Raw genomic sequence first — 21,697 nt, 5'->3', positions numbered from 1 at the left:
AAAACTATTACTAGCTAAAGAAAAATAGTATAACCGAATAGCCCGAATTTGGTTGACAGCGAGAAAATTTTTGCCTATATTATCCCTACAAAAAATATAGGAAATAAAATCACGATGAATTCACCTGCCTTTTCAAAGAAATTCTGCAACGTGTGTTGCGTGTGTCGATGTTGAGCGGGCGACTAGTTTTTAGGCTATTGGTTTAACAAGACTCTAAACACGATCCCGCTCAGATACAATTCCTGAGCGGGATTTTTTTATTCAAACTTTCATCAATGCGCGGCGCGGCAACAAAGGCGCCAAAGGAATTTCAAAATGTCAACTTCTAAGTATATCGAAACAAAACTCATTCACGGCGGCATCGATGGCGACAGCGTAACAGGTGCTGTCAACGTACCCATCTACCAGACTTCCACCTACAAGCAGGCGGGCCTTGGTGAAAATACGGGCTGGGAATATTCCCGCACGGGCAACCCCACGCGCGCAGCCCTGGAAGCCCTGATTGCAGAACTGGAAGGCGGTGTGGCAGGCTTTGCCTTTGCAAGCGGCATGGCGGCCACCTCAACGGTTCTTGCCCTGTTTAACAAGGGCGACAAAATCATCATCTCGAGCAATGTGTACGGCGGAACCTTTCGCGTTCTGGACAAGGTTTTCAAGAACCTGGGCATCACCTACTCCATTGAAGATACTACCGACTTGGCAGCACTTGATACCAAGGTGACGCCCGATGTGAAGGCCTTCTTTATCGAAAGCCCGGCAAACCCGCTCCTGACCGTGACAGACTTAGCAGGGGTGGCCGCGATTGCCAAGAAGCACGGAATTCTGACGATTGTCGATAATACCTTCATGACGCCTTATTTGCAGCGTCCACTGGAACTGGGCGCCGACATCGTTGTGCATAGCGCGACCAAGTATCTGGGCGGCCATAGCGATCTGGTGGCAGGCCTTGCGGTGACCAACAACAAAGAAATTGCGGAACGTCTCGCCTTCACGCAGAACGCTGTTGGCGCTGTACTCGGCCCCTTTGATTCCTTCCTCTTGATTCGCGGTATCAAGACGCTCGGCGTGCGCCTCGATCGCCATACCGAAAATGCAGAACGCATCGCCCGCTACCTGGAGAGCCACGAGGCTGTAAAGCATGTTTATTATCCGGGCCTTCCGACCGCACAGGGTTATGAAATCAACAAGAAACAAGCCAAGAACGGCGGCGCCATGATTTCGTTCGAACTTTACGAAAACTACGACATCAAGAAATTCTTCAAGGCATTGCAGCTGATTTCGCTCGCCGAAAGTTTGGGCGGCGTCGAAAGCCTCGTATGCCATCCGGCTACCATGACCCATGCCTCCATTCCGAAGGAAATTCGCGAAAAGGTGGGCATCACCGACGGACTCATTCGTTTGTCTGTAGGCATCGAGAAAGTGGATGACATCATTGTGGACCTGGTCGCGGCAATCAATGCGGCGGCCGCACCGTCCGATTCGGCGAAAGGAGCATAAAATGCATTACTACGAATCTATGCAGGGCCTAATCGGCAAGACTCCGCTTGTAAAACTTTCGCACGTGGGGCTCCCCGAAGGCGCAAACCTGTTTGCCAAACTGGAACTCTGGAACCCCTCGGGCAGCGTGAAGGACCGTACCGGCCTTTATATGGTGAACGACGCTCTCGCAAAAGGAACGCTCAAGCCGGACGGAACCATCGTCGAGGCGACCGCAGGCAACACCGGCCTTGGCATTGCCTTCGCCGCGCTCAACCGCGGCATCCGCGTGATATTCGTGGTGCCCACCAAGTTCTCGCAAGAAAAGCAGACGCTCCTGCGCGCCCTCGGCGCAGAACTCATCAACACCCCCCGCGAAGAAGGCATGCTAGGAGCCGAAAAGAAGGCCGAAGAACTTTTGAAACAGATTCCCGATTCTGTTTCGCTTCGGCAGTTCCACAATATGGCCAACCCCCTCGCCCATTACGAAACCACCGGCCCTGAAATCTACGAAGACCTGGACGGTCACGTAGACTACGTAGTGGCAGGCGCAGGCAGCGGCGGCACCTTCAGCGGAATCCTCAAGGCTCTCAAGGAACGCAACCCAAGCATCAAGGGCGTGCTGGCAGACCCCATCGGCTCTACCATGGGCGGCGGCGAACATGGCGACTACAACATCGAAGGAATCGGCAACGACTTTATCGCCGATACCATGGACATGTCGCTGGTGGATCAGGTCATCAAAATCAACGATGACGACGCCTTTACCGGCTCTCGCGAACTCGCCCAGAAAGAAGGAATCTTCGCAGGCTCCTCTTCGGGTGCCGCGTTCACCGCAGCCAAGAAACTCATCGCCTCGGGTGCCCGCGGAAACATCGTGTTCGTTGCGCCCGACCGTGGCGACCGTTACTTCAGCAAGGGATTGTACGAAACCCCATAAATTTCGTCAACAATTTCTAGAACTAGAAAACCGCCAGCAGGACGCTGACGGTATTTTTTCTGGGAGAGAACGAATAATTTCTTTTGATTAGTCCGGTTGCGAAACCTTAATGCGGTAAACCTTTCCGCCTGTTCTAGATTTCACCAGATACATGCCGGAGCGCTTGACCGCCGCTGCAGTTTTTGCCTGCAGGTTTTCGCCGGTTGCAGCGGAGAATTTTGCCACGAGGCGACCATCGAGACCGTAGACCCCGTAAGTTCTAAGCTCGCCGAAATCTACCCTATAGCGTACTGTGATTGCCGTTGTCGAATCACCCTTCGCTGAATTGACTGCACTGAAATCAAGCCAGTCAATGTTCACGTAGTTGCCTACAATTTCCAGTTTGAACACATGTTCCCCTGCAAGCAGGTTCACCTTTCCCGCATCAAACGTGGCGTAGGTTTCCCAGTCGCTACCCTGCGGGAATACAATATTTTCCAGCACCATTTCGTCATCCACGTACAAGTTGAACCCAGCATTTTCAGAAGAGGTCGCATAGCTAGCAGACACGCTGTACTCGCCGGCCTCGACCACCTTCACGGTGTACTCCAGCCATTCGCCTTCTTGGGTGTAGCCGATAGCGTAGCCTGTACCTCCCTTCACCACATCAACGGCATCTTCGCGATAGGTCTTTCCCTTGTTCTCGTCGTCCTTGTCCATGTAGGCCTTGCCAGGACCGCCAACGTCATAGTTTTCAGTTTCAAGTTTTCCCGGAATTGCCGTAGCCACTCCGTTGTATGGGCCCTGGGGGACAATGGCTGTCACGTACACGCGGTAACCGTACTTGGTGTTGGCGATATTCACCGGTACCGTAATCTTGCCATCGCTCACGTCATATTCCTTGCTGGATACCGGCGTGGTAGAAGGAACCGCCTTGTCCTTGTCTTCCCACACCACGTATTCCACCGCCACATTCACCTTGTTGCCGAATGCGGCGGGGATACCCGAAATGTTCACGTTCACATCGCCCAGGGTGTTGCCGCCCAGCACGATGCTTGCAAAGCCCTTCTTCTCGTCAAGGGCTGCAAAGCCGTCCACGCCGTCGCTCTTGTCGTTGGGCGGGGTCACCTTCGCCATATAGCCGCTCATATCGCCGTACCACTTGTACAGCCACCAGCCGCCGCCCCGCTCGTTGTTCTTGGTGAGAAGGCTGCCTAGGCGGCCCGGAAGCGGGACGAACCACCAGGAAATCATGGCGCTTTCAACACCGTGGCGCTCGAACTTGGCAATAAAGGGAATCGACAGGCCCGGGCAACCCTCTTCGGTATGTTCCGTAGAGGAATATTCGTTGATGCTCAGCGGGCGGGGCTTGACGTTGTATGTCTTTTCCAGGGCGCGGTAGGTCTCGACGGCACCCACGAAGCCGCCGCTCCCCCACTGGTGCCAGCTGACCACGTCGGGCATGCACTTGTTCTGGGCGCAGTACTTCACGAATTCTTCCATCTTGGAAGCGTGATAGAAGGAGTACGACGGGCCAATGATTTTGGCGTCCGGGTCCAGTTGACGAATCAAGTCGTAGGTCTGTTTCCAGAGCACCGAATTAAAATCGCCATTTTTGCTGTTCCAGGTGTCGTTTGGCTCATTCCAGATTTCGTAACCGTCAAAATTCTTGTTGCTGGACGCAAGCTTGTCCTTGATGACAGAGGTGACCTCGGATTTCCAGTGTTCCATACTCTGGAATTTGTACGGCCAACCGGGCAAGACATCGGCAAGACGAATCTGTACCTTGGCACCAATCGCTTCCACACGGGGCGCTACAAGAAACGCGCCACCGATACGCTGCTGGCGCCCGTTTCCGCTGCGGGCAGGAGCAAGGAACACGTTGGGCCTGAGAGGAGCCACGTCCTTTTCGATGTTGCTCGGAAGATCTTCGGTCAGACCGTAGAGCGAACCCGTGGCCACATGGGTCACCGGCTTGATGCTATCACCCAAGCTGACGTTTAAGTTTACAGCCGCTTCAGAGATGGCGGCCAATACCAAAACAGCAGTAAGAAGCTTATGTTTCATACCCACAATCCTTAATCACCGGCAAAAAAAATACCCCCTTTTAGGGGGATTTTCCATAGTTTCGGGATTTTTTCTATGGACGTTTTGTCAATGACAGGGCTCTAATTGGTGAATTTACGCGTTTTCAAGCGATTCGACCACCTTCACGTCGGCGGGCAACCAGTCAACGCTGTGCAGTTCCGCGGGGCTGAGCCACCTGGCCGCCTCGTGTTCCAAAAGCATGGGAGCCTTTCCGCCCGCGATAGTGCAGTAAAAGCAGTGCATGGTCAGGTGAAAGGTCGGGTAGTCATGCTCCACCGTGCACAGGAATTCGCCCACGTTTACATCGATGGCGAGTTCTTCTTTCAGCTCCCGGGCAAGGGCCTGCAGCGGAGTTTCACCGGGCTCCATTTTACCGCCCGGGAATTCCCAGAAGTCCTTATAGTCGCCGTAGCCGCGCTGGGTGGCGAAAACTTTTTCGCCGTCCATGATGATGCCGGCTACGACTTCAATAGATTTCATACGAAGAAATGTAGAAAAAGAAGATCCAATGGAAGAAATATTAATCTCCCTTTGTACGCATTGGCCATAATTAAAAACTATAACAAACCATAATTAAATAGTATGCATTTATGCCTTGACGAAGGGACATTCTTATTCTATTTTATTTCCTACAAGATTGATAGGGATAACAAAATGGTTTGTGATTCCCAATGCATTCGAAGGAGCGCCTATGAGTACTGAATGTCGAATGCCGAGAGGCATTCTGAAAACGAACTAGCCGGAAGCCTTTTGTCCTTGAGGCTTTGCAGGTTAGAAAAATCAAGCCTAAGGATATTTCAAAAAAAATTTAGCGAGCGAAGGGTCCTCATGGGACCCGATTGCCCGCTGCAACCTAAAAGGAATTTTTACCATGACAACACAGAACAAGCTCCATTTTGAAACTCTTCAGCTCCACGTTGGCCAGGAACACGCAGACCCCGCAACCGATTCCCGCGCGGTGCCTATTTACCAGACCACTTCTTACGTGTTCCATAACGCACAGCATGCCGCGGACCGTTTTGCCCTGAAGGATGCCGGTAACGTCTATGGACGCATCACCAACAGCACCCAGGGCGTTCTCGAAGAACGCGTTGCCGCTCTCGAAGGTGGCGTTGCCGCTCTGGCTGTAGCTTCTGGTGCTGCAGCCATCACTTACGCCATCACGGCTCTTGCCCGCAAGGGAGACCATGTGGTGGCCCAGCGCACGGTTTACGGCGGAACTTTCAACCTGCTGCTGCACACGCTCCGCACCTTCGGTATCGAGACCACGTTTGTAGATACCCACGATCTCAAGAGCGTCGAGTCCGCCGTCAAGGAAAATACGAAACTCATCTTTATTGAGACTCTCGGCAACCCCCATTCCGACATCCCGGATATCGACGCCATTGCCCAGATTGCCCACAAGAACAAGATTCCGCTGGTCATCGACAACACCTTCGGTACGCCCTACCTGATTCGCCCCATCGAACACGGTGCCGACGTGGTTGTGCATTCTGCCACCAAGTTTATCGGCGGCCATGGAACGACCCTCGGCGGCATCATCGTAGACAGCGGCAAGTTCGACTGGGCGGCCAGTGGCAAGTTCCCGCAGTTTACCGAAAAGAACCCGAGCTACGGCATTCCTTTCGTGGCCACGGGCGCTGCAGCCTATGCCATCTACATCCGCACGATTCTCTTGCGCGACGAAGGCGCTGCCATTTCTCCGTTCAACGCGTTCCTGCTGCTGCAGGGTGTAGAAACCCTATCGCTCCGCCTGGACCGCCATGTAGAAAACACCAAGAAGGTCATCGAGTACCTGGTAAAGCACCCGAAGGTTACCCGCGTGAGCCACCCGAGCCTGCCGAACCATCCGGACCATGAACTTTACCAGAAGTATTTCCCCAACGGTGGCGGTTCCATTTTCACCTTCGACATCAAGGGCGGCCAGGCCGAAGCCTTCAAGTTCATCGACAGCTTGAAAATCTTCAGCCTGCTTGCAAACGTTGCCGACGTGAAGAGCCTCGTGATCCACCCGTACACCACCACGCATTCGGAGCTCACTCCAGAGGAACTGGCCGCAGCCGAAATCACTCCGGCAACCATCCGCGTGTCTATCGGTACGGAACACTACGAAGACATCATCGCCGACCTGGAAAACGGCTTCGCGGCAATCTAAACGTGTCGTGAGCTATGAGAGGTCAGTTTTAAGTAATGTCATGCTGACGGGCGTAGGCCAGGAAGCATCCAGTCCAGCGGTATTTCCACCATTAGGAAAAAACCGCTGATTTGGATCCTTCGACTTCGCTTACGCTCCGCTCAGGATGACACTTTTTTGTACGGAGAATACAATGATTGATTTTGAATACTACAACCCTGCAAAAATTGTCTTTGGCGAACACAGCGAACAGAAACTGAAATCGCTTTTGGCCGCACACGGCGTAAAGTCGCTCCAACTCGTTTACAGCGGCGACTTTATCAAGACCCTCGGCATTTACGATGTCATCAAGGACGCCGTCGCCGAACTGGGCATTCGCTTTTCCGAAAACGGAAACGTGGTGCCGAACCCGTCCATTGACCTTGTTCGCGAGCTGGTAAAGCAAGGCAAACAAAACCAGGTGGACTTCGTTCTGGCCGTAGGCGGCGGAAGTTCCATAGATACCGCAAAGGCGGTGGCGCTTGGAATACCTTACGAAGGGGACGTGTGGGATTTCTTCGAGAGGGGAATTTCACCCGAAAAGGTATTACCGGTAGGCGTCATCGCCACGACGGCATCCAGCGGTTCCGAGACATCCAACGCGGCCATCCTTTCTAGCGGGCAGTGGAAGCTGGGCTTCGAAGACGACCGCATCATCCCGAAGTTCGCCATCATGAACCCGAAATACACGGTGGGCCTGCCGGCGTACCAGACTTTTGTAGGCATCGCGGACGTACTTTCGCACTTGTTGGAACGCTATTTCTCGGACGAAAAGAATTCCGACACGACAGATTACCTGATTGAGGGAGCAATCAGGTCTCTGTTCGTGAACGCGGACAAACTGATTGCCAACCAGAAAGACGTGAATGCCCGTGGAGAAATCCAGTGGCTTGCAAGTGTGGCTCACGGCGGGTTCTTGGATGCAGGTCGCCGCGCCGACTGGGGCTCGCACCGAATTGAACATGAACTTTCGGCTCAGTACAACATCACCCATGGAGAAGGCATGGCCGTGGTGACTGTGGCCTGGACAAAGTACATGGCGGTGCAGAAGCCCTGGAGGCTCGCCCTCCTCGCAAGCCGCCTGTTCGGTGTGGATACCTTCAACTACAGCGAAACAGAACGGGCCTACATCCTGTCCGAAAAACTGACGGCATTCTTCAAGAAACTGCACTTGGCCACAACCCTTGCAGAGCTGAAAATCGACGACAGGGATTTCGACTCCATGGCTGCCCGCGCTACACGCAACGGCAAGGTCGGCCACTACGTGCCGCTAGACGCTGCCGCCATCAAGGACATCTTGAAACTCGCGCTGTAAGAGTCCCCAATGAAACCTCAAAGAACCGCGACAAACGCTGCGGTTCTTTTTTTTGTTTTACCTTGGTGGGGGAAGCCTCCCCCTGATTGCAGCCCCGTCGTCATGGCGGCCCACGAGCCGCCATCTCGCCGCGTCTTCCATCACCCCCTCCCCTAGGGGGCATCGCCCCCTAAAACCCCCTTCTATATTCCTTTTCGTCATCCTCGCGACCATTCTTTGTCATCCCCGCGACCTGTGGTGAGCTGCGTCGAACCAAGGCGGGGATCCCCTATCATCTCCGTACTTAGCAAATACTTCATCGCTCCTTCTTTATGCAACAGTATATGAAACAAAGTGTTCTATATACGAAAATATTTTAGAAAATTATGTAAATTTTTCGTATTTTTATTCAAAATAAGCATTTTTGTTGCATAGGCTATTGACTTTTGGGGGAAATAGTCGTATATTTATTTACGATGAAACCGATAGTCGAATATTCCGATTTCCGCCAGTACATGCTGGATTACTACGAGGAGCGCAAGCGCCGTTCCGTTTTTTCGTGGCGCGAGTTCTCCAAGATAGCGGGATTCTCCTCGTCTTCTTACATGAAGGTAGTCTGCGACGGCAAGAGCAAGCTCTCCCGTATCGGCGTGGAACGCACGGGGGCCGCCATGGGTCTCGTGGGTTTCGAGATGGAATATTTCCGCGCCATGGTGGAATTCGGCCAGGCCGCCACCGAAGAAAAAAAGAAGGCCGCCTACGAAAATATGCTCGCCATTGCCAAGATCCACAAGGTCCGCGTGCTAGAAGGCGACCTGTTCGAGTTTTACGATTCCTGGCAGAACCCCGTTGTACGTGAACTTGCGCCCCTGATGCCGGGCGCCACTCCGGGCGAAATCGCCAAGAAATGCTACCCCGAAATGACCGCGGCAGAAGTCCAGCAGAGTCTGAACTTCCTCACGAAGGCGGGTCTCCTGAAGAAGGCAGGGGACAGCGCTTTCGTGCAGGCAGAATCATCCATCACAGGAACGCCGGACGCCACGCGGCTTGCACTCAGGGGAATGCACCGCCAGATGTCCAAGCTTGCTACCCCTGCGTTGGATTTGCCTGTTGAACAGCGCAACTTCAGCGGAGTGACCATGGGAGTGTCCCGCGAAAGTTACGAACGCATCGTGAAGGTGCTGGACGAATGCCGCCGCCAAATTATCGCCATCGCCGCTGACGACAAAAACATCGACCAGGTGTACCGCCTGAACCTCCAGCTCTTCCCCTTGACCAAAAACGTGAAGGAGTGCGAAAATGAATAAGCCATTCCTCTTGTATTTATTCGCGCTATTTTTCCTTGTGGCCTTCTTGGGCACAGGATGCGCCGATTCCACGAGCGGTCTTGCTGGTACCGCCGAAGAAACTAATGAAATGGCCGAAGGTCAAGGGTCGGTATCCTCCGCTTCCGAAAATCCGTCCTCTAGTTCCGAAAGCCCCAACAAGGCGGAACTTTCTTCCAGTTCCCTGATGGTTTCTCCCGGCGTGGAAAGTTCCAGTAACACTGTAGAGCAGAGCTCCTCCGGTGCAGAAAACGATTCCAGCCCTACTCATAGCGAATCCACTCCCGTTTCCGGCAAAGATCCCAACAGCTTTATTGTCCAGTACGGAATCCCGGACCTCCATTACGACAATTCTGTCCTCGCGGCAACGGTTGTCCGGAACAAGACCGATACGGCTCCTTCAACCAGCGAAGGCGACAACAACAGTTCCTCGTTGAACTTCGATAAGCCCGGAATCTACAAGCTTCCCGACGAGAAAATAGAAGGGATGAAATCAATCCAGAACAAAATCGAAGAACTCAAGGCCGGTGGAACCTGCAGCGCCGACGGTGCTGAAGATTATGGTGCCTATGTACTGGTGGTCGCAGGCGACGGAAGGCCAAACGTCTTGACTGCGGTCAGTGCAAACTCCATGACGGTTACCGTCGTAGAAATGGAGGGCTGCAGCTATTCGACAGAAGAAAAACTCTATGCATTCCTGTTTGTTTATTGCAGTAATGTAAACCTTGAAGCCGAAATCGTCAAGGAAACGAAGACAATAGAAAAACCGTCAGGCAAATGCATCGACCTGGACTTTAGTACGGGGTGGGCAAATAGACAGTACTAAAAAAGGAGCAACGATATGAAACTGAAATTCACGAAATTTAGTTGCGGACTTGCCGCGGCGGCACTCGCCTTTGCGCTTGTCGCCTGCGACGACAGTAGTAGCGGGCCCTCGAGCGATGACCTGGATGGGCTTTCTAGCGAGACCGTCACCAGCTCCGAGACAACCGGAGACTCCGCCGATAGCAACGAGAAATCTGCCACAAGCCAAAATGGCAATTCCTCAACGAGTCAAGAGGGAGGCTCTTCAACATCCACGGGCACTAGTTCCTCCTCCGCGGAACTTAGCTCTAACTCCGTAGAAACCTGCTCCCACATTACGGACAACGAATGCCTCATAACACAAGGCTGCGCCATGACCCCCTGCATGGATGGTACCAAGGCTTTCGACTGCGCAACAAACCTCGACTACGTCTGTAAAGGCGGTACTTGGCAGGTTGCCGAAAGCTGTGCCAATATTTCCGGTATCGATGGGAACGACAGGTGGAACTGCGACGAAAACGACTTCACTCTCATGACTGATTGCAGCGACAACACAACCACCTATATGTGCGTTAGCAATCGCTGGTTCGTGACGAATGACTGTGACCCCACCAAACCCTACTGCGGATACGATGACTACACTCTATGTCTGAAAACAAAACTCAAGAAATACTGCCTCAAAACCGATTGGCTAAACGAATCCTGCAGTTATGGCAAAGACCCCATGAGATGGCTCTATACCTACAATGATCCAGAAGATGATTACCCAAGCGATCAAATACGCTATTCCTGCAACCAAAGTGGCAAATGGGAAGAATTTGTCCAACAATGCGACCCCATGATGGATTGCGGCAACAACAAGAGCGACGACCATGGAATATTGCCCGATGGAGCCCCCTGCACAAACGAGGGTGAACAGATGACCGTCGAAAGCTACAATTACCAGTGCATCAACAACGTTTGGACCAGACTTTAAAAAAGGAAACTCGCCATGAAACAACGTCTTTTAAAAATCGCTTGCGGGTTTGCCGCAGCAGCACTGACCTTTACGCTTACGGCCTGCGACGACAGCAGCAGCGCTAGCGTCAACGGGCCGGACATCGAGGAAAACTCCTCTGAAAGCAACGGTGGCGATAGCTCTGACAACATCGAGAGCTCCGCAACAGCAGAAAGCTCGGCAACAGTCAACAGTTCCGCAACCGCAGAAAGTTCGGCAACCGAAGGCGGTTCATCGGCATCCCTTGACGACAATTCCAGTTCGTCTTTGGCCGTAACCTGCCAAGCCCTCACCCTAGAATGCTACTCCGCAACACAACTTTGCAACAAGGGATTGACGGAGTATTGCGTCAATAGCAGCTCCAGCACAGAAGAAACTTGCAAGCACGTTTCCGATGTAGACGGAGGCACCTGCCAAGACTATGACACGGTCAAGGACTGCGAAACAGGCGCTTATGCCGTATGCCGCAATAATGGGTGGAGGCTCGCCATCATCGGAGACAACTGCACTCCATCAGGCGATGAAATGACCGTCAATGAAATAAACCTTATCTGCAACGAAGGCTATTGGAAATATAAAAGTACCATCGACAAATGCCCTCCCGGGAGCAACTGCCAGCGGCCCAACTATAGCTGCGGAACACACCCCATCAACGGGTTTAGCTGCAGTAAAGAAAACGGAAAGGTCGCACAACTTACCATAAGCGTCTGGAGCAGTGCTGCCGACTGCATGTATCAATGCAATAACGGAAAATATGGCGTTGTCATGCCTCCTGTCCCAACAGGAAACTAACCTTCCAAATTATTTCCGCCAGCCTTCCATAATCTTCATGCAACCGGCGAGGAGTTCCGCGGAGCGCTCCTTATCGCCGGTTTCTACGTAGCAGCGAAATTCCGGAGCGTTTCCGCTGGGCCGCAGGTGCACGATGTCTCCAGAATCGAATTCCATGCGGTAGCCGTCGGTCTCGTCGATGGAGACGATATCGCCGTGGAAGGGTGCGGGCATGTTGCCATTGGCATCGGGCTTTGCAAAACGGCTAGGCTTTGCCGTAAGGGCGCCAAAAAGTTTCTTGCCCAGTTTCTGCTCGCGGATTTCGGCTAGCTTTGCCTTAGAGGTTTCCGTCGGGAATTCCTTGAGGCGGTCACTGAGCGTAAAGCGCTTGGGGAGTTTTTTCAGCAGGTCCACCACGCACATCCGCTCTTCCCGGACACGCACCATCACGGCAAGCATGGGGAGCAGGGCGTCACGGGTGGGGAGTGCCGGCAGGGTGCGGGTCACCCGCGTCTCGTTACCGCTGCTGTCATGTTCCGCAAATTCACGGGTCAAATCCGTCTGCAGCAAGAACCCTCCGTTGGCCTCGTAACCGGCGACACTTACGGCAGGGTCGGCACTGTCCACCAGGCTTTCCATGCCGGCGATCACGTAGGGGCTGCCTATGCGGGTACGGCAAATCTTTTCGAAGCTGCCCGACTTTTCAAGCGACGTGTTGCAACTCACGGGAGTTGCAATGCGCTGGATACCCAGCGCCTGGGCAGCGAGGATGCCCAGCACGTCGCCCCTGAGCCACATGCCGGTATCGTCCGCCAAAAGCGGCCGGTCAGAATCCCCGTCGGTACTGAAGATGGCGTCCACAAAATCCTTATGGGCAAAATCCCGAGCCAGTTCTTCGTCTTCTTTACGGATGGCTTCGGTATCTACCGGAATAAACGTCTCGCTCCTGGCGAAGGGCTTTACGGTAGCGCCCAGGCTTTCCAGAACCTTCACCACGATGTCGCGACCCACAGCAGAATGCTGATAGACCCCGATGGTAAGCCCCGAAAGGGCCTTGCTCCCGAAAAACGCAGGGTAGCGTTTCAGGTAATTTTCTTCGGCCTCGGCTTCAACCGTCGGCAGCTCCGGCGCCGATTTCAGCATGCCTGCCGCATCGAAAATCGATTCGTCAAAATCAACGGACTGGGAAACGATTCCCTGCTCGTCTTTCTTGGTGATTTCGCCCTGGGGGTGGTTAAACTTGATGCCGTTACGGTCTGCAGGAATGTGGCTCCCCGTCACCATGATGGTGGGGAGCTTCTTGTCGATACCATACAGTGCAATGGCCGGGCTCGGGATACGACCGCAATAGACCACCTTCCAGGAGCTGTCCTCGCCCGCCTTTACAAGGGCTTTCAAAATCCGTTCGGTACTGGGCCGCAGGTCGCCTGCAATGGCGATGGTGTGCTCGCACTTGTAACTTGCTTCACAGTACTTGATAAAGGAGCGGGCATACACATAGCACACCCGGTCCGTCATGGCGGTCACAAGTCCGCGGGCACCGCTGGTACCGAATGCCACGCCGGACTCTTTCATTACCTCTTGCATCGTAACGTTCATAAAAACCTCTTGCCGCTATTTCTCGGCTTTCTACAAAAATAAAAAATCCCGACCCAAGAGGCCGGGATCATTTTCAAGCAAATAGCCTTTTCTTATTCGGCAAACTTTTCCAGTTTGCGGGCAATCTTGCGGGCATTCTTGAGGAACTTTTTCTTGGCAAGTTCAGCAGAAGAAGTTGCCTTCTTGTAGAGTTCCCAATCGGGGCTGGAAACATCATAGGTGTCGTCTTCTGTGGCGGCAGCTACACATTCCTGGTAGGCCACAAAGTCACAATTACTGTTAATGGAACCACTTGCGGAGCAAGCATAGTACTCTTGAATTATACGATCACATTCGTCGTCGCTCGAACCACCCTTACCCTTGATGGCGGCATACACAGAATCCACCATCTTGTCGGTGCAACGGTCAAAATCCTTTTCGTTGGACTTTTCGTATTCATAGGCGACCGTAATCTTGTTGCCGGCAGCATCCTTTACGGTTTCCTTGTCAAAGAATTCGCCATATTCAGCCTTGCAAGTGCTCTTGGTCACTTCCCCTTCTTCGGCTTCTAGGTCGCAGCTCATGCTGTTGAAGGAAACAGACATGGCAAATTCACGTCCGTCAACAGAATTGTTGAATTTCTTGACATCCACCGAGAAAGTCTGGTCTGCAAACTTGAAGGTGACGCTGTTCTTGGTCTGCTTCGTCACTTCAATACCGGCCGACTTGATGTACTGTTCCACACCAGAGGAATCTTCTTCGGTCAGGTAGTAGGTGTCGGGAATCGAAGGATCGCCCTTTGCCAGGTTCTTGTAGAACTTGGACATGAATCTGGAATTCATGTAGTCGTCAAAGTTGTCATCATCACCATAGCTATAGGTAACCTTGGAAGTTATTGAATTACCCGATATCTTCATGATCGATTCCGGGAACTTTCTCAAATCATTGTCGTCAAGGCAGGTCATGCGGTCCATCATTTTCTGGTCCACTTCAGGTTCCGCATCCATATCCAACTCGCTCATGGAACTGAACATGTCCTCGTACATCTTCGCCATTTCTTCTTCGGTGAGCTTGCCACCAGGGACGTCCTTACAAGCCTTGAAGCATTGGCTCGTTTCATCGTCCGTATCGTACATGCAATAAACGGACTTCCAGGTGCCGTTCAGGTCATCGGCCTTGCCGCCAACAAACATCTGACCCTCGTCGTCGCAATACCTAGGTTCGCCATCCTTACCTATTTCTTCGCAATCGATTACCACCAGGGTATCGCCCAAGAATAGGTATTTTGCGAAAGAAGAATCTACACCGAAATCCACATTCTTCCAAGCATAAGTATTGTTTTCGTTGACGCACACGTCTTCGGCGTTGGAGATGGCAACGACAACAGCCTTGTTTTCTTGGTCAACAGAGATGGTTCCGGACACCTCAATAGTAACGCTGCCACCATTGGTACCGCTGTCCGAACTGCTGTCGTCGCTACAGGCGAAGAAAAACGCCGACGTAACGGCCAACATGAGAGTTAAGCTCTTTTTCATTTGGGAATACTCCTTTTTAAGTTATTTGATGAAAAAATAGATTATTGTCCTGTTTTTTACAACAACTTTCTTCTTTTTTTGACCACGAACCCGTTTTTTTCGCCTTTTTTGAGGCAATTATCAGTGTATAATCCGTAGTTTTAGGCATAATTTCACTTTTTTATTAGACAGTTAAACTTTTTTTTACTATCTTTGGCGCGGACTAAGTAAAGGAGATAACTATGACCAAAGCTACTGCTAAGACAACAAAGGCACCCGCTGCCAAGAAGGCTGCGGTAAAGGCCGCCCCGGCCAAGAAGACCGCCACTAAGGCTGCCGCCCCCAAGGCTGCTAAGCCCGCTGCCGAGAAAAAGGCTGCCGTTAAGTCCGCTCCGGCAAAGAAAGCCGCCCCCAAGGCCTCCAAGAAGGTCGCCGTGGTGTTCGAAGCCAACTGCCCCCTGGCCACTACCGTTTCCGTTGCCGGTTCCTTCAACAACTGGGCTATCGACAAGGATATGCTCAAGAAGGACAAGAAGACCGGTCTCTGGGTCGGCAAGGTCACCCTCGACTCCGGCGTTTACGAATACAAGTTCGTCTGCGACGGTCAGTACTGGGACGAAGGCGACAACAAGATCAAGCACGTGTAATCTAGACGAAAGAACGGGCCTAGGTTGGTGAGCATCGCCGAACCACGGCCCTACAGACGAAAGACGAGAGAGGTTTCGGATCACCGAAACCTTTTTTATAAAATAAAAAAGTCTGTAGCGTGACAACTGTCTAATTTAACAAATAGTGTAAAGCGGCTAGAGAATAGAAGCGTCGGCCACAACCGATCAAGGCGAGTGCCGCGGCCATACTTGTATGGCCATGGTTGAGCCGTAAGGTTGGCGCTTGCGCCAGGATGGGGAGGGTGCAGGGAGGGGCCCGTGCGGCCTTCGCAACTCCGAGCTGGGGCCCCTCCCGCATAATAAAAAACTAAATTTTCGTCGTATGACAAATTATTCCATCCCTCAAGAAGTTTTCGTGAAGGCTGCCGAACAGTACGGCACCCCCCTCTGGCTCTATGATCGCGCCACCATTGAGAAGCGCGTGAAGGAAGTTCAGGTTTTCGACACCGTGCGTTTTGCCCAGAAGGCTTGCCCGAACCTCTCCATCGTAGCGCTGGTGCGCAAGCTGGGCGGCGTGGTGGATGCCGTCTCTGCAGGCGAAATCGTGCGCGCGTTGAAGGCGGGTTTCAAGGGCGGCCAACAGAAGGGCAAGGCTCCCGAGATTGTTTACACCGCAGATATCTTTGACAAGGACGCGCTTGAACTCGTGAAGAAGTACGACATCGCGGTGAACGTGGGTTCCCCCGACATGATCCAGCAGCTGGCCGATTTCGGCGTGAAGTCGGAACTTACGCTCCGCGTGAACCCGGGCTTCGGCCACGGGCATTCCAGCAAGGTGAATACCGGCGGCCCGCTTAGCAAGCACGGCGTGTGGCACGAACAGATCAAGGACTGCGTCAAGCTCGCGCAGGCAAACGGGATGTGGATTACAGGACTCCACATGCACATCGGTTCCGGCTCCGACTTCGAGCACCTCTCGCAGGTTTGCGACGCCATGGTGGACGCTAGCCGCCGCCTGGGCTCTCATTTGCGCACCATCAGTGCAGGGGGCGGCCTCCCGATTCCGTACCACGAAGAAGACAAGGGCAACCGCATCGACATGCAGGCCTACTACGACCTGTGGGACAAGGCCCGCAAGAACATCCAGCAGAGCATCGGCCACGAGGTTCACCTGGAAGTGGAACCCGGTCGCTACCTGGTGGCCGAAAGCGGTTACCTGATGGCCGAAATCCGCGCCGTCAAAAAGCAGGGCGACAATTTATTCTACCTGCTCGACGCGGGCTTTACCGACCTGGTGCGCCCGAGCTTCTACGGTAGCTACCACGCCATTTCCATCATCGCCCGCGACGGTCGCGAAATGAACGAGATGGTCGACGCAGTGGTGGCAGGCCCGCTCTGCGAATCTGGTGACGTGTTCACGCAGGAAGAAGGTGGCTTCGTGGTGACCCGCAAGCTCCCGAAAGCAAAGGTCGGCGACTTGCTGATTCTCCATGATGCTGGTGCCTACGGTGCCGCCATGAGCAGCAACTACAACAGCCGCCGCTACGCCGCCGAGACCATGTACACTAATGGCGAACTGAAGGTCATCCGCGAAAGGCAGACCTTCGAGCAGCTCTTGCAGAACGACCGCGTTATTGATTTGTAATGACGTTTCCTTACGTCATGCCGAGGAGCTGCGCGACGAAGCATCCAGGACACAAGTTCTTGGCCGTCAGTTGATGGTATAAAATTCGTGTCTGGATCCTTCGGCTCCGCCTCAGGATGACAAAGGGGGAAGAAGGAACATGTTCAACAAAGCGACCATCCAGGAACTGCTCATCCAGGGCAAAGCCCAGGGCATCTTTAGCAAGGCCGTGGCAGGCTTTGTACTGCCCGACGGTTCGCGGCACGTCGTTGCGCTGGACACTGCCGAAGACACCCTCTTCGACATTGCCTCCCTTACCAAGGTCTGCCCCACCTCGACTCTTGCCCTGTGCAGCATTCTGCGGGGCGAACTGGATGTTGACGCCAAGGTCATAGACTTCATTCCGGAGCTGCACACCAACTACCGGGGCGACATCCGGATTTTCCACCTGCTGACCCATAGCCTGGACTACCGGGTGCCCATGAAGACTCTCCGGACTCTTCCGCCCGAAAAGATTCTGGAGGCCCTGTTCACCTACCAGTTCCAGATTCCGCCGGGCAAGGCCTTCAACTACGGAAACCCGCCCAGCGTGCTGCTGGGAATCGTGCTGAACCGCCTCACCGGAAAGTCCCTGCAGCAGCTGGGGCAAGAGACCTTCTTCGAGCCGCTACAGATGGAGCGTTCCGGCTGGGACCCGCTGGACCGGTTCCCAAAGGAGCAGATCATGCCCACGGAAGAATGCGAATTCCGGGGCCGCACCATCCAGGGGGAAATTCACGACGAAAGCGCCTGGGTGCTCCGGAAACTTTTCCCCGTAGGTTCTGCCGGCATGTTCAGCACCGTCCCCGACCTGCTCCGCTTTGTGCAGATGGTCTTGAACGACGGTGTCTTCGAAGGCAAGACCGTCGCCCCCAAGGGGCTGCTTGACCTGGTAAGCCACAACGCCTTCGCCCCGGAGGTGGGTGCAGAAACGGCCCTCGGCTGGGAGTTGAACGCCGAACGGTTCATGGGAAGCCGCCGCTCCCCCCGCACCTTCGGAAAAACCGGTTTTACCGGAGCAAGCATCGTGGCCGACCCCGAAAAGGGAGCGGCTGTAGTCCTCCTGAGCAACTTCACCTGGCCACACCGGGAACCCAGCGCCGACCGCATCAACCAGTTCCGCTCTGCCCTTTCGGACTTGTTCTTCGGGCAGGTTTAGGCGGCGCCTCTTGTAACCAACGGTTGTCCCGCGGTCTAAAACGCCCCGGACAAAAACAAAAAGGCCCCGCCGAAGCAGGACCTTTCGAGTGGACGGTACTGGATTTGAACCAGTGACCTCTGCCGTGTGAAAGCAGCGCTCTAAACCAACTGAGCTAACCGTCCGAGGTGGGTGCAAATATATAAAAGGGACAGGAGGTTGTCAAGGGATGGCGAGTTCTAAGTTCCAAGTTACGCTTCGCTAGTTACTAGAATTTTATACAAAAATATCTAGTAACTTAGAACTAGTAACTAGTATCTACAGGCGGCTTTTGCCGCCTACAGGTACTTATCCTCGGCGCCCTTGAGGATAGTCAGGAACTCCGCCGGGGTCTTGGCGGCAATCAGCTCCTTGCGGACGTTGCCGTCGGCCAGGAGGCGGCTCACCGAAGACAGGGCCTTCAGGTGCGGTCCGACAGTGTTTCCGGGGCTTACGATGAGAATCAGCAAATAAACGGGTTCGCCGTCAAAGGACTCGAAGTCCAGGCCCTTTTCGACAGTGGCGGCCACCATGCACATGCGGTCCACGTAGTCAATCTTGGCGTGGGGCACGGCCAGGCCGCAACCGATACCGGTGGAACGGGTCTTTTCGCGGTTCCAGACGGCCTCAAAAATTTCGTCGCGATGTTCCAGCTTATAGGCGCTGCAAAGAGTATCCACCAGTTCGTTCAGAATGGCCTCCTTGGTTTCGCAAGGAGAATTGATCAAAATGCAATTATCTACAAACCGTTCAGAAAGACGCATATCATTATCCTCTATCTACAAGATAGATATTTAGAAAATTTAAGGCCTTTTTGCCAAAAAATAAGGATAAAAAAAGGAAAACCGTCATTTTTCGTTCAAAAATGCGGAAATTTCGAATTTGGAATGGAAATCCGACAGTTTTTCAAGGGCTTCCGCCATCACCGGCACCTGGATTTGACCGGGGGCAGCCACTTGGCCAATGGCCCCGTAGGTCAGGTTCGCCCCCTCTTTCAGGGACCAGATTCGGCTTACCCGGCCAAGGTCACCCATGCCGAAGGCGGCAAAAAGTTCAAAGTCGCCAGAAAATTTCTGCGTGAACCTGTACAGACGGTCACAGTCCTCTTCGGAGTTGCACATGGCAGCAATTTTCAGACCTTCGGCCCCTAGGCGGGAAACGTCTCGGGCGTAATCCCGCAGTTCCATGTCCGTAGGCGTGCGGGAAAAATTGTGCTGAGAGATAAGGATTTTTACATTCCGGCGGTCGGCCAGGGCGGACAGCTTTTCGTAGTCGTAGAGGCAGTCCTGCTCCAGGTCCAGCCAGCCCGGCACCTGCTCCGCTTCCAGGATGTTTTTCCACAGGGGCAGGCGGTCTCCGGCACGGGAATCCTGAAAGGCCCCGCCATCCCGCTTGAGGCGGATGGTGCCTATCTGCATGGCGTGGGGCGCTACCTTCCGGACCCGCGCCGAAAGGCCCGGCCAGAGGGACTCTTCGAAAAAGTCATACCGGATTTCTAGCGCCGAACAGGCTTGCAGGTCCAGAAACACGGGGTGCATGGAGTCCGACTCTATGGCGGAGAGGACTTCGGGACTGACAAGGCCTACCAAAATTTTATCGTTGCACGCGGGCATGGGCCAAATATAGGAATCTTTACATTTTGCAAGGAAATGGCGATAATTCAGTGTTGAATAATTTCTAAATTATACTTGAACAAAAAGGATTCATTATGGCTGACTGTAGCGAAAAGAAAGAAAACCAGACACCCGAAATGATGAAAAAGGCCGAGGAGTTCCTCGCCTCCAAGCGCAGGATTTTTTTGTGGGGCGGAGTGGATGACGAAAGCGCCGAACGCATCGTCAAGCAGCTCCTGTACCTGGATTCCCTGAACCACGAAGACATCGTGTTCTTTATCAACAGCCCGGGCGGAGTGATTTCTAGCGGTCTTGCCATTTACGACTGCATGAACGCCATCAAGAGCGACGTGGTTACCGTCTGCTGTGGTCAGGCCGCCTCCATGGGAGCTGTCCTCCTCACCTCCGGTGCCAAGGGCAAGCGTTACGCCTGGCCCAATGCCCGTATCATGATCCACCAGCCCCTGATTCACGGCGAAATCGTGGCGCCCGCTAGCGATATCCAGATCCAGGCCGAAGAAATGCTCCGCATCCGTAACATCACGGGCAAGATTCTTGCCGAAACTTCGGGCCATAGCATCGAAGAAATCGACAAGGACACCGAACGCGACAACTTTATGAGCGCCGAAGAGGCCAGGGCCTACGGTCTGGTCGATAAGGTCGAGAGCCTGGTATAATGGGACTTTTTTCTGCCATCAAGAGCGGCCTTGCCAAGACCCGTGACGCCCTTATGGGCGAGCTCAAGGGTATTGTAGGCGCCGGGAAAATTACCGACGAAACCCTGGAAGAGCTGGAAGAGCACCTCATCAAGGCCGACGTGGGTGTCGAAGCCGCATTCCTGTTGACCGACGCCTTACGCGAGCAGGCTCTCGGCAAGTCACTGACCACCGAGCAGGTTCTTGACATTATGCGGAGCGAGGCGGAACGCCTCTTGAAAGACCCTCCCCCCTTTGAACTCAAGGGCAAGCCCCATGTGGTGCTGGTCATCGGTGTAAACGGTGCCGGCAAGACCACCACAATCGGTAAGCTTGCCGCCCGCCTCAAGGACGAAGGCAAGAAGGTGATGATTGCCGCCTGCGATACCTTCCGTGCGGCGGCCATCGACCAGCTGGAAACCTGGGCCGAACGTAGCGGCGCCGAATTCGTAAAACATCAAGAAGGTTCCGACCCTGCAGCCGTGGCGTTTGATGCTTGCAATGCGGCTGTGGCCCGCGGCTGCGACGTGGTGCTCATCGATACCGCAGGCCGTCTGCACAACAAGGACTACCTGATGGAAGAACTCAAGAAGATAGTCCGCGTCATCAAGAAGGTGAACCCCGACATGCCTCACGACATGTGGCTGGTCATTGACGGCAACACCGGTCAGAACACCATCAACCAGACCAAGATTTTCAACCAGAGCTTCCCCCTTACGGGCCTGGTGGTCACCAAGCTAGACGGCACGGCCCGCGGCGGAGCAGTGCTTTCCATCGCAAGCTCCCTGCAGATTCCCATCCGCTGGATTGGCATGGGCGAACGCATCGACCAGCTGGTGCCTTTCAGCAAGGCCGAATATGTAGAAGGCCTTTTCGAAAACGCCCTGGAAAGCGAAACCTGAAAACCGTCATGACCGACGTTCAACCACGAATTATCAAGAGTTTAAAAAGCGTCGCCGGGCGCTTCTTGATGATTCTTGGACTTACGGTCTTGCTGTGCCT

General features: G+C 53.7%; 19 protein-coding genes and 1 tRNA gene. 13 read left to right on the top strand and 7 right to left on the bottom strand.

Annotated elements, in window-relative coordinates:
• Positions 1-315 precede the first annotated feature (315 nt).
• Both IKB43_00570 and IKB43_00565 read left to right on the top strand, forming a co-directional pair.
• Positions 316-1,497 carry a PLP-dependent transferase gene (locus IKB43_00570; GenBank protein MBR2468639.1) on the top strand — a complete coding sequence of 394 codons (1,182 nt, stop codon included), beginning with the start codon at positions 316-318 and terminating at the stop codon, positions 1,495-1,497.
• 1 nt (position 1,498) lies between these two features.
• Positions 1,499-2,416: a cysteine synthase family protein gene (locus IKB43_00565; protein ID MBR2468638.1), complete on the top strand. Its 918-nt coding sequence runs from the start codon at positions 1,499-1,501 to the stop codon at positions 2,414-2,416.
• 87 nt (positions 2,417-2,503) lie between these two features.
• Here the strand turns inward: IKB43_00565 and IKB43_00560 are convergent, their stop codons facing one another.
• Both IKB43_00560 and IKB43_00555 read right to left on the bottom strand, forming a co-directional pair.
• Positions 2,504-4,462, bottom strand: coding sequence for a carbohydrate-binding protein (locus IKB43_00560; protein MBR2468637.1), 1,959 nt, complete (start codon positions 4,460-4,462; stop codon positions 2,504-2,506).
• 114 nt (positions 4,463-4,576) lie between these two features.
• On the bottom strand, positions 4,577-4,963 hold the full coding sequence (locus IKB43_00555) for a (deoxy)nucleoside triphosphate pyrophosphohydrolase (GenBank protein MBR2468636.1): 387 nt from the start codon (positions 4,961-4,963) through the stop codon (positions 4,577-4,579).
• A 391-nt stretch (positions 4,964-5,354) separates the two neighbouring features.
• Between IKB43_00555 and IKB43_00550 the strand changes: the two genes are divergently transcribed.
• From IKB43_00550 to IKB43_00525, 6 genes are all read left to right on the top strand, one after another.
• The gene (locus tag IKB43_00550; GenBank protein MBR2468635.1) at positions 5,355-6,638 is read left to right on the top strand and encodes an O-acetylhomoserine aminocarboxypropyltransferase/cysteine synthase; all 1,284 of its coding nucleotides are present in this window, start codon (positions 5,355-5,357) and stop codon (positions 6,636-6,638) included.
• Between the two features lie 172 nt (positions 6,639-6,810).
• Positions 6,811-7,971, top strand: coding sequence for an iron-containing alcohol dehydrogenase (locus IKB43_00545; protein ID MBR2468634.1), 1,161 nt, complete (start codon positions 6,811-6,813; stop codon positions 7,969-7,971).
• 455 nt (positions 7,972-8,426) lie between these two features.
• Positions 8,427-9,257, top strand: a complete 831-nt coding sequence (locus tag IKB43_00540) for a TIGR02147 family protein (protein ID MBR2468633.1) — start codon at positions 8,427-8,429, stop codon at positions 9,255-9,257.
• The gene (locus IKB43_00535) at positions 9,250-10,101 is read left to right on the top strand and encodes a hypothetical protein (GenBank protein ID MBR2468632.1); all 852 of its coding nucleotides are present in this window, start codon (positions 9,250-9,252) and stop codon (positions 10,099-10,101) included. Before IKB43_00540 ends, IKB43_00535 begins: the two co-directional genes overlap by 8 nt.
• 15 nt (positions 10,102-10,116) lie before the next feature.
• Positions 10,117-11,055: a hypothetical protein gene (locus IKB43_00530; protein ID MBR2468631.1), complete on the top strand. Its 939-nt coding sequence runs from the start codon at positions 10,117-10,119 to the stop codon at positions 11,053-11,055.
• A 15-nt stretch (positions 11,056-11,070) separates the two neighbouring features.
• A complete protein-coding gene (locus tag IKB43_00525) occupies positions 11,071-11,868 on the top strand; it encodes a hypothetical protein (GenBank protein ID MBR2468630.1) in 798 nt (265 codons plus the stop codon).
• A gap of 9 nt (positions 11,869-11,877) precedes the next feature.
• Here the strand turns inward: IKB43_00525 and IKB43_00520 are convergent, their stop codons facing one another.
• Both IKB43_00520 and IKB43_00515 read right to left on the bottom strand, forming a co-directional pair.
• A complete protein-coding gene (locus tag IKB43_00520; GenBank protein ID MBR2468629.1) occupies positions 11,878-13,446 on the bottom strand; it encodes a phosphomannomutase in 1,569 nt (522 codons plus the stop codon).
• Positions 13,447-13,538: 92 nt separating this feature from the next.
• Positions 13,539-14,960, bottom strand: a complete 1,422-nt coding sequence (locus tag IKB43_00515; protein ID MBR2468628.1) for a hypothetical protein — start codon at positions 14,958-14,960, stop codon at positions 13,539-13,541.
• Between the two features lie 221 nt (positions 14,961-15,181).
• On the opposite strand from IKB43_00515, the gene IKB43_00510 reads away from it, so the two are divergent.
• The 3 genes from IKB43_00510 (at position 15,182) to IKB43_00500 (ending at position 18,369) form a co-directional block, all read left to right on the top strand.
• Positions 15,182-15,586, top strand: a complete 405-nt coding sequence (locus IKB43_00510) for a glycogen-binding domain-containing protein (protein MBR2468627.1) — start codon at positions 15,182-15,184, stop codon at positions 15,584-15,586.
• A 343-nt stretch (positions 15,587-15,929) separates the two neighbouring features.
• Entirely contained in the window at positions 15,930-17,192 is a 1,263-nt protein-coding gene (gene lysA, locus IKB43_00505) for a diaminopimelate decarboxylase (protein MBR2468626.1), read from the top strand.
• Positions 17,193-17,331: 139 nt separating this feature from the next.
• On the top strand, positions 17,332-18,369 hold the full coding sequence (locus IKB43_00500; GenBank protein MBR2468625.1) for a beta-lactamase family protein: 1,038 nt from the start codon (positions 17,332-17,334) through the stop codon (positions 18,367-18,369).
• A gap of 89 nt (positions 18,370-18,458) precedes the next feature.
• On the opposite strand, the gene IKB43_00495 is transcribed toward IKB43_00500, so the two are convergent.
• The 3 genes from IKB43_00495 to IKB43_00485 form a co-directional block, all read right to left on the bottom strand.
• A tRNA-Val gene (locus IKB43_00495) sits at positions 18,459-18,533 on the bottom strand.
• 153 nt (positions 18,534-18,686) lie between these two features.
• Entirely contained in the window at positions 18,687-19,151 is a 465-nt protein-coding gene (locus IKB43_00490; protein ID MBR2468624.1) for a PTS sugar transporter subunit IIA, read from the bottom strand.
• 84 nt (positions 19,152-19,235) lie between these two features.
• A complete protein-coding gene (locus tag IKB43_00485; protein ID MBR2468623.1) occupies positions 19,236-20,000 on the bottom strand; it encodes a type I 3-dehydroquinate dehydratase in 765 nt (254 codons plus the stop codon).
• A 95-nt stretch (positions 20,001-20,095) separates the two neighbouring features.
• On the opposite strand from IKB43_00485, the gene IKB43_00480 reads away from it, so the two are divergent.
• Together IKB43_00480 and ftsY are read left to right on the top strand one after the other, a co-directional pair.
• A complete protein-coding gene (locus IKB43_00480; protein ID MBR2468622.1) occupies positions 20,096-20,677 on the top strand; it encodes an ATP-dependent Clp protease proteolytic subunit in 582 nt (193 codons plus the stop codon).
• Entirely contained in the window at positions 20,677-21,597 is a 921-nt protein-coding gene (gene ftsY, locus IKB43_00475; GenBank protein MBR2468621.1) for a signal recognition particle-docking protein FtsY, read from the top strand. Before IKB43_00480 ends, ftsY begins: the two co-directional genes overlap by 1 nt.
• The last annotated feature ends 100 nt before the right edge of the window (positions 21,598-21,697 follow it).

It is taken from the genome of Fibrobacter sp., from assembly GCA_017503015.1.
Taxonomy (GTDB): domain Bacteria; phylum Fibrobacterota; class Fibrobacteria; order Fibrobacterales; family Fibrobacteraceae; genus Fibrobacter.
The sequence above is the reverse complement of the archived record's forward strand: the minus strand, read 5'-3'. Positions and strand labels throughout refer to the sequence as shown.

Coding starts and splice junctions, on each gene's coding strand:
- lysA (MBR2468626.1), top strand. CDS start 15,930: ATGACAAATTATTCCATCCCTCAAGAAGTTTTCGTGAAGGCTGCCGAA.
- IKB43_00520 (MBR2468629.1), bottom strand. CDS start 13,446: ATGAACGTTACGATGCAAGAGGTAATGAAAGAGTCCGGCGTGGCATTC.
- IKB43_00515 (MBR2468628.1), bottom strand. CDS start 14,960: ATGAAAAAGAGCTTAACTCTCATGTTGGCCGTTACGTCGGCGTTTTTC.
- IKB43_00555 (MBR2468636.1), bottom strand. CDS start 4,963: ATGAAATCTATTGAAGTCGTAGCCGGCATCATCATGGACGGCGAAAAA.
- IKB43_00485 (MBR2468623.1), bottom strand. CDS start 20,000: ATGCCCGCGTGCAACGATAAAATTTTGGTAGGCCTTGTCAGTCCCGAA.
- IKB43_00480 (MBR2468622.1), top strand. CDS start 20,096: ATGGCTGACTGTAGCGAAAAGAAAGAAAACCAGACACCCGAAATGATG.
- IKB43_00500 (MBR2468625.1), top strand. CDS start 17,332: ATGTTCAACAAAGCGACCATCCAGGAACTGCTCATCCAGGGCAAAGCC.
- IKB43_00565 (MBR2468638.1), top strand. CDS start 1,499: ATGCATTACTACGAATCTATGCAGGGCCTAATCGGCAAGACTCCGCTT.
- ftsY (MBR2468621.1), top strand. CDS start 20,677: ATGGGACTTTTTTCTGCCATCAAGAGCGGCCTTGCCAAGACCCGTGAC.
- IKB43_00525 (MBR2468630.1), top strand. CDS start 11,071: ATGAAACAACGTCTTTTAAAAATCGCTTGCGGGTTTGCCGCAGCAGCA.
- IKB43_00570 (MBR2468639.1), top strand. CDS start 316: ATGTCAACTTCTAAGTATATCGAAACAAAACTCATTCACGGCGGCATC.
- IKB43_00540 (MBR2468633.1), top strand. CDS start 8,427: ATGAAACCGATAGTCGAATATTCCGATTTCCGCCAGTACATGCTGGAT.
- IKB43_00530 (MBR2468631.1), top strand. CDS start 10,117: ATGAAACTGAAATTCACGAAATTTAGTTGCGGACTTGCCGCGGCGGCA.
- IKB43_00560 (MBR2468637.1), bottom strand. CDS start 4,462: ATGAAACATAAGCTTCTTACTGCTGTTTTGGTATTGGCCGCCATCTCT.
- IKB43_00550 (MBR2468635.1), top strand. CDS start 5,355: ATGACAACACAGAACAAGCTCCATTTTGAAACTCTTCAGCTCCACGTT.
- IKB43_00545 (MBR2468634.1), top strand. CDS start 6,811: ATGATTGATTTTGAATACTACAACCCTGCAAAAATTGTCTTTGGCGAA.
- IKB43_00490 (MBR2468624.1), bottom strand. CDS start 19,151: ATGCGTCTTTCTGAACGGTTTGTAGATAATTGCATTTTGATCAATTCT.
- IKB43_00510 (MBR2468627.1), top strand. CDS start 15,182: ATGACCAAAGCTACTGCTAAGACAACAAAGGCACCCGCTGCCAAGAAG.
- IKB43_00535 (MBR2468632.1), top strand. CDS start 9,250: ATGAATAAGCCATTCCTCTTGTATTTATTCGCGCTATTTTTCCTTGTG.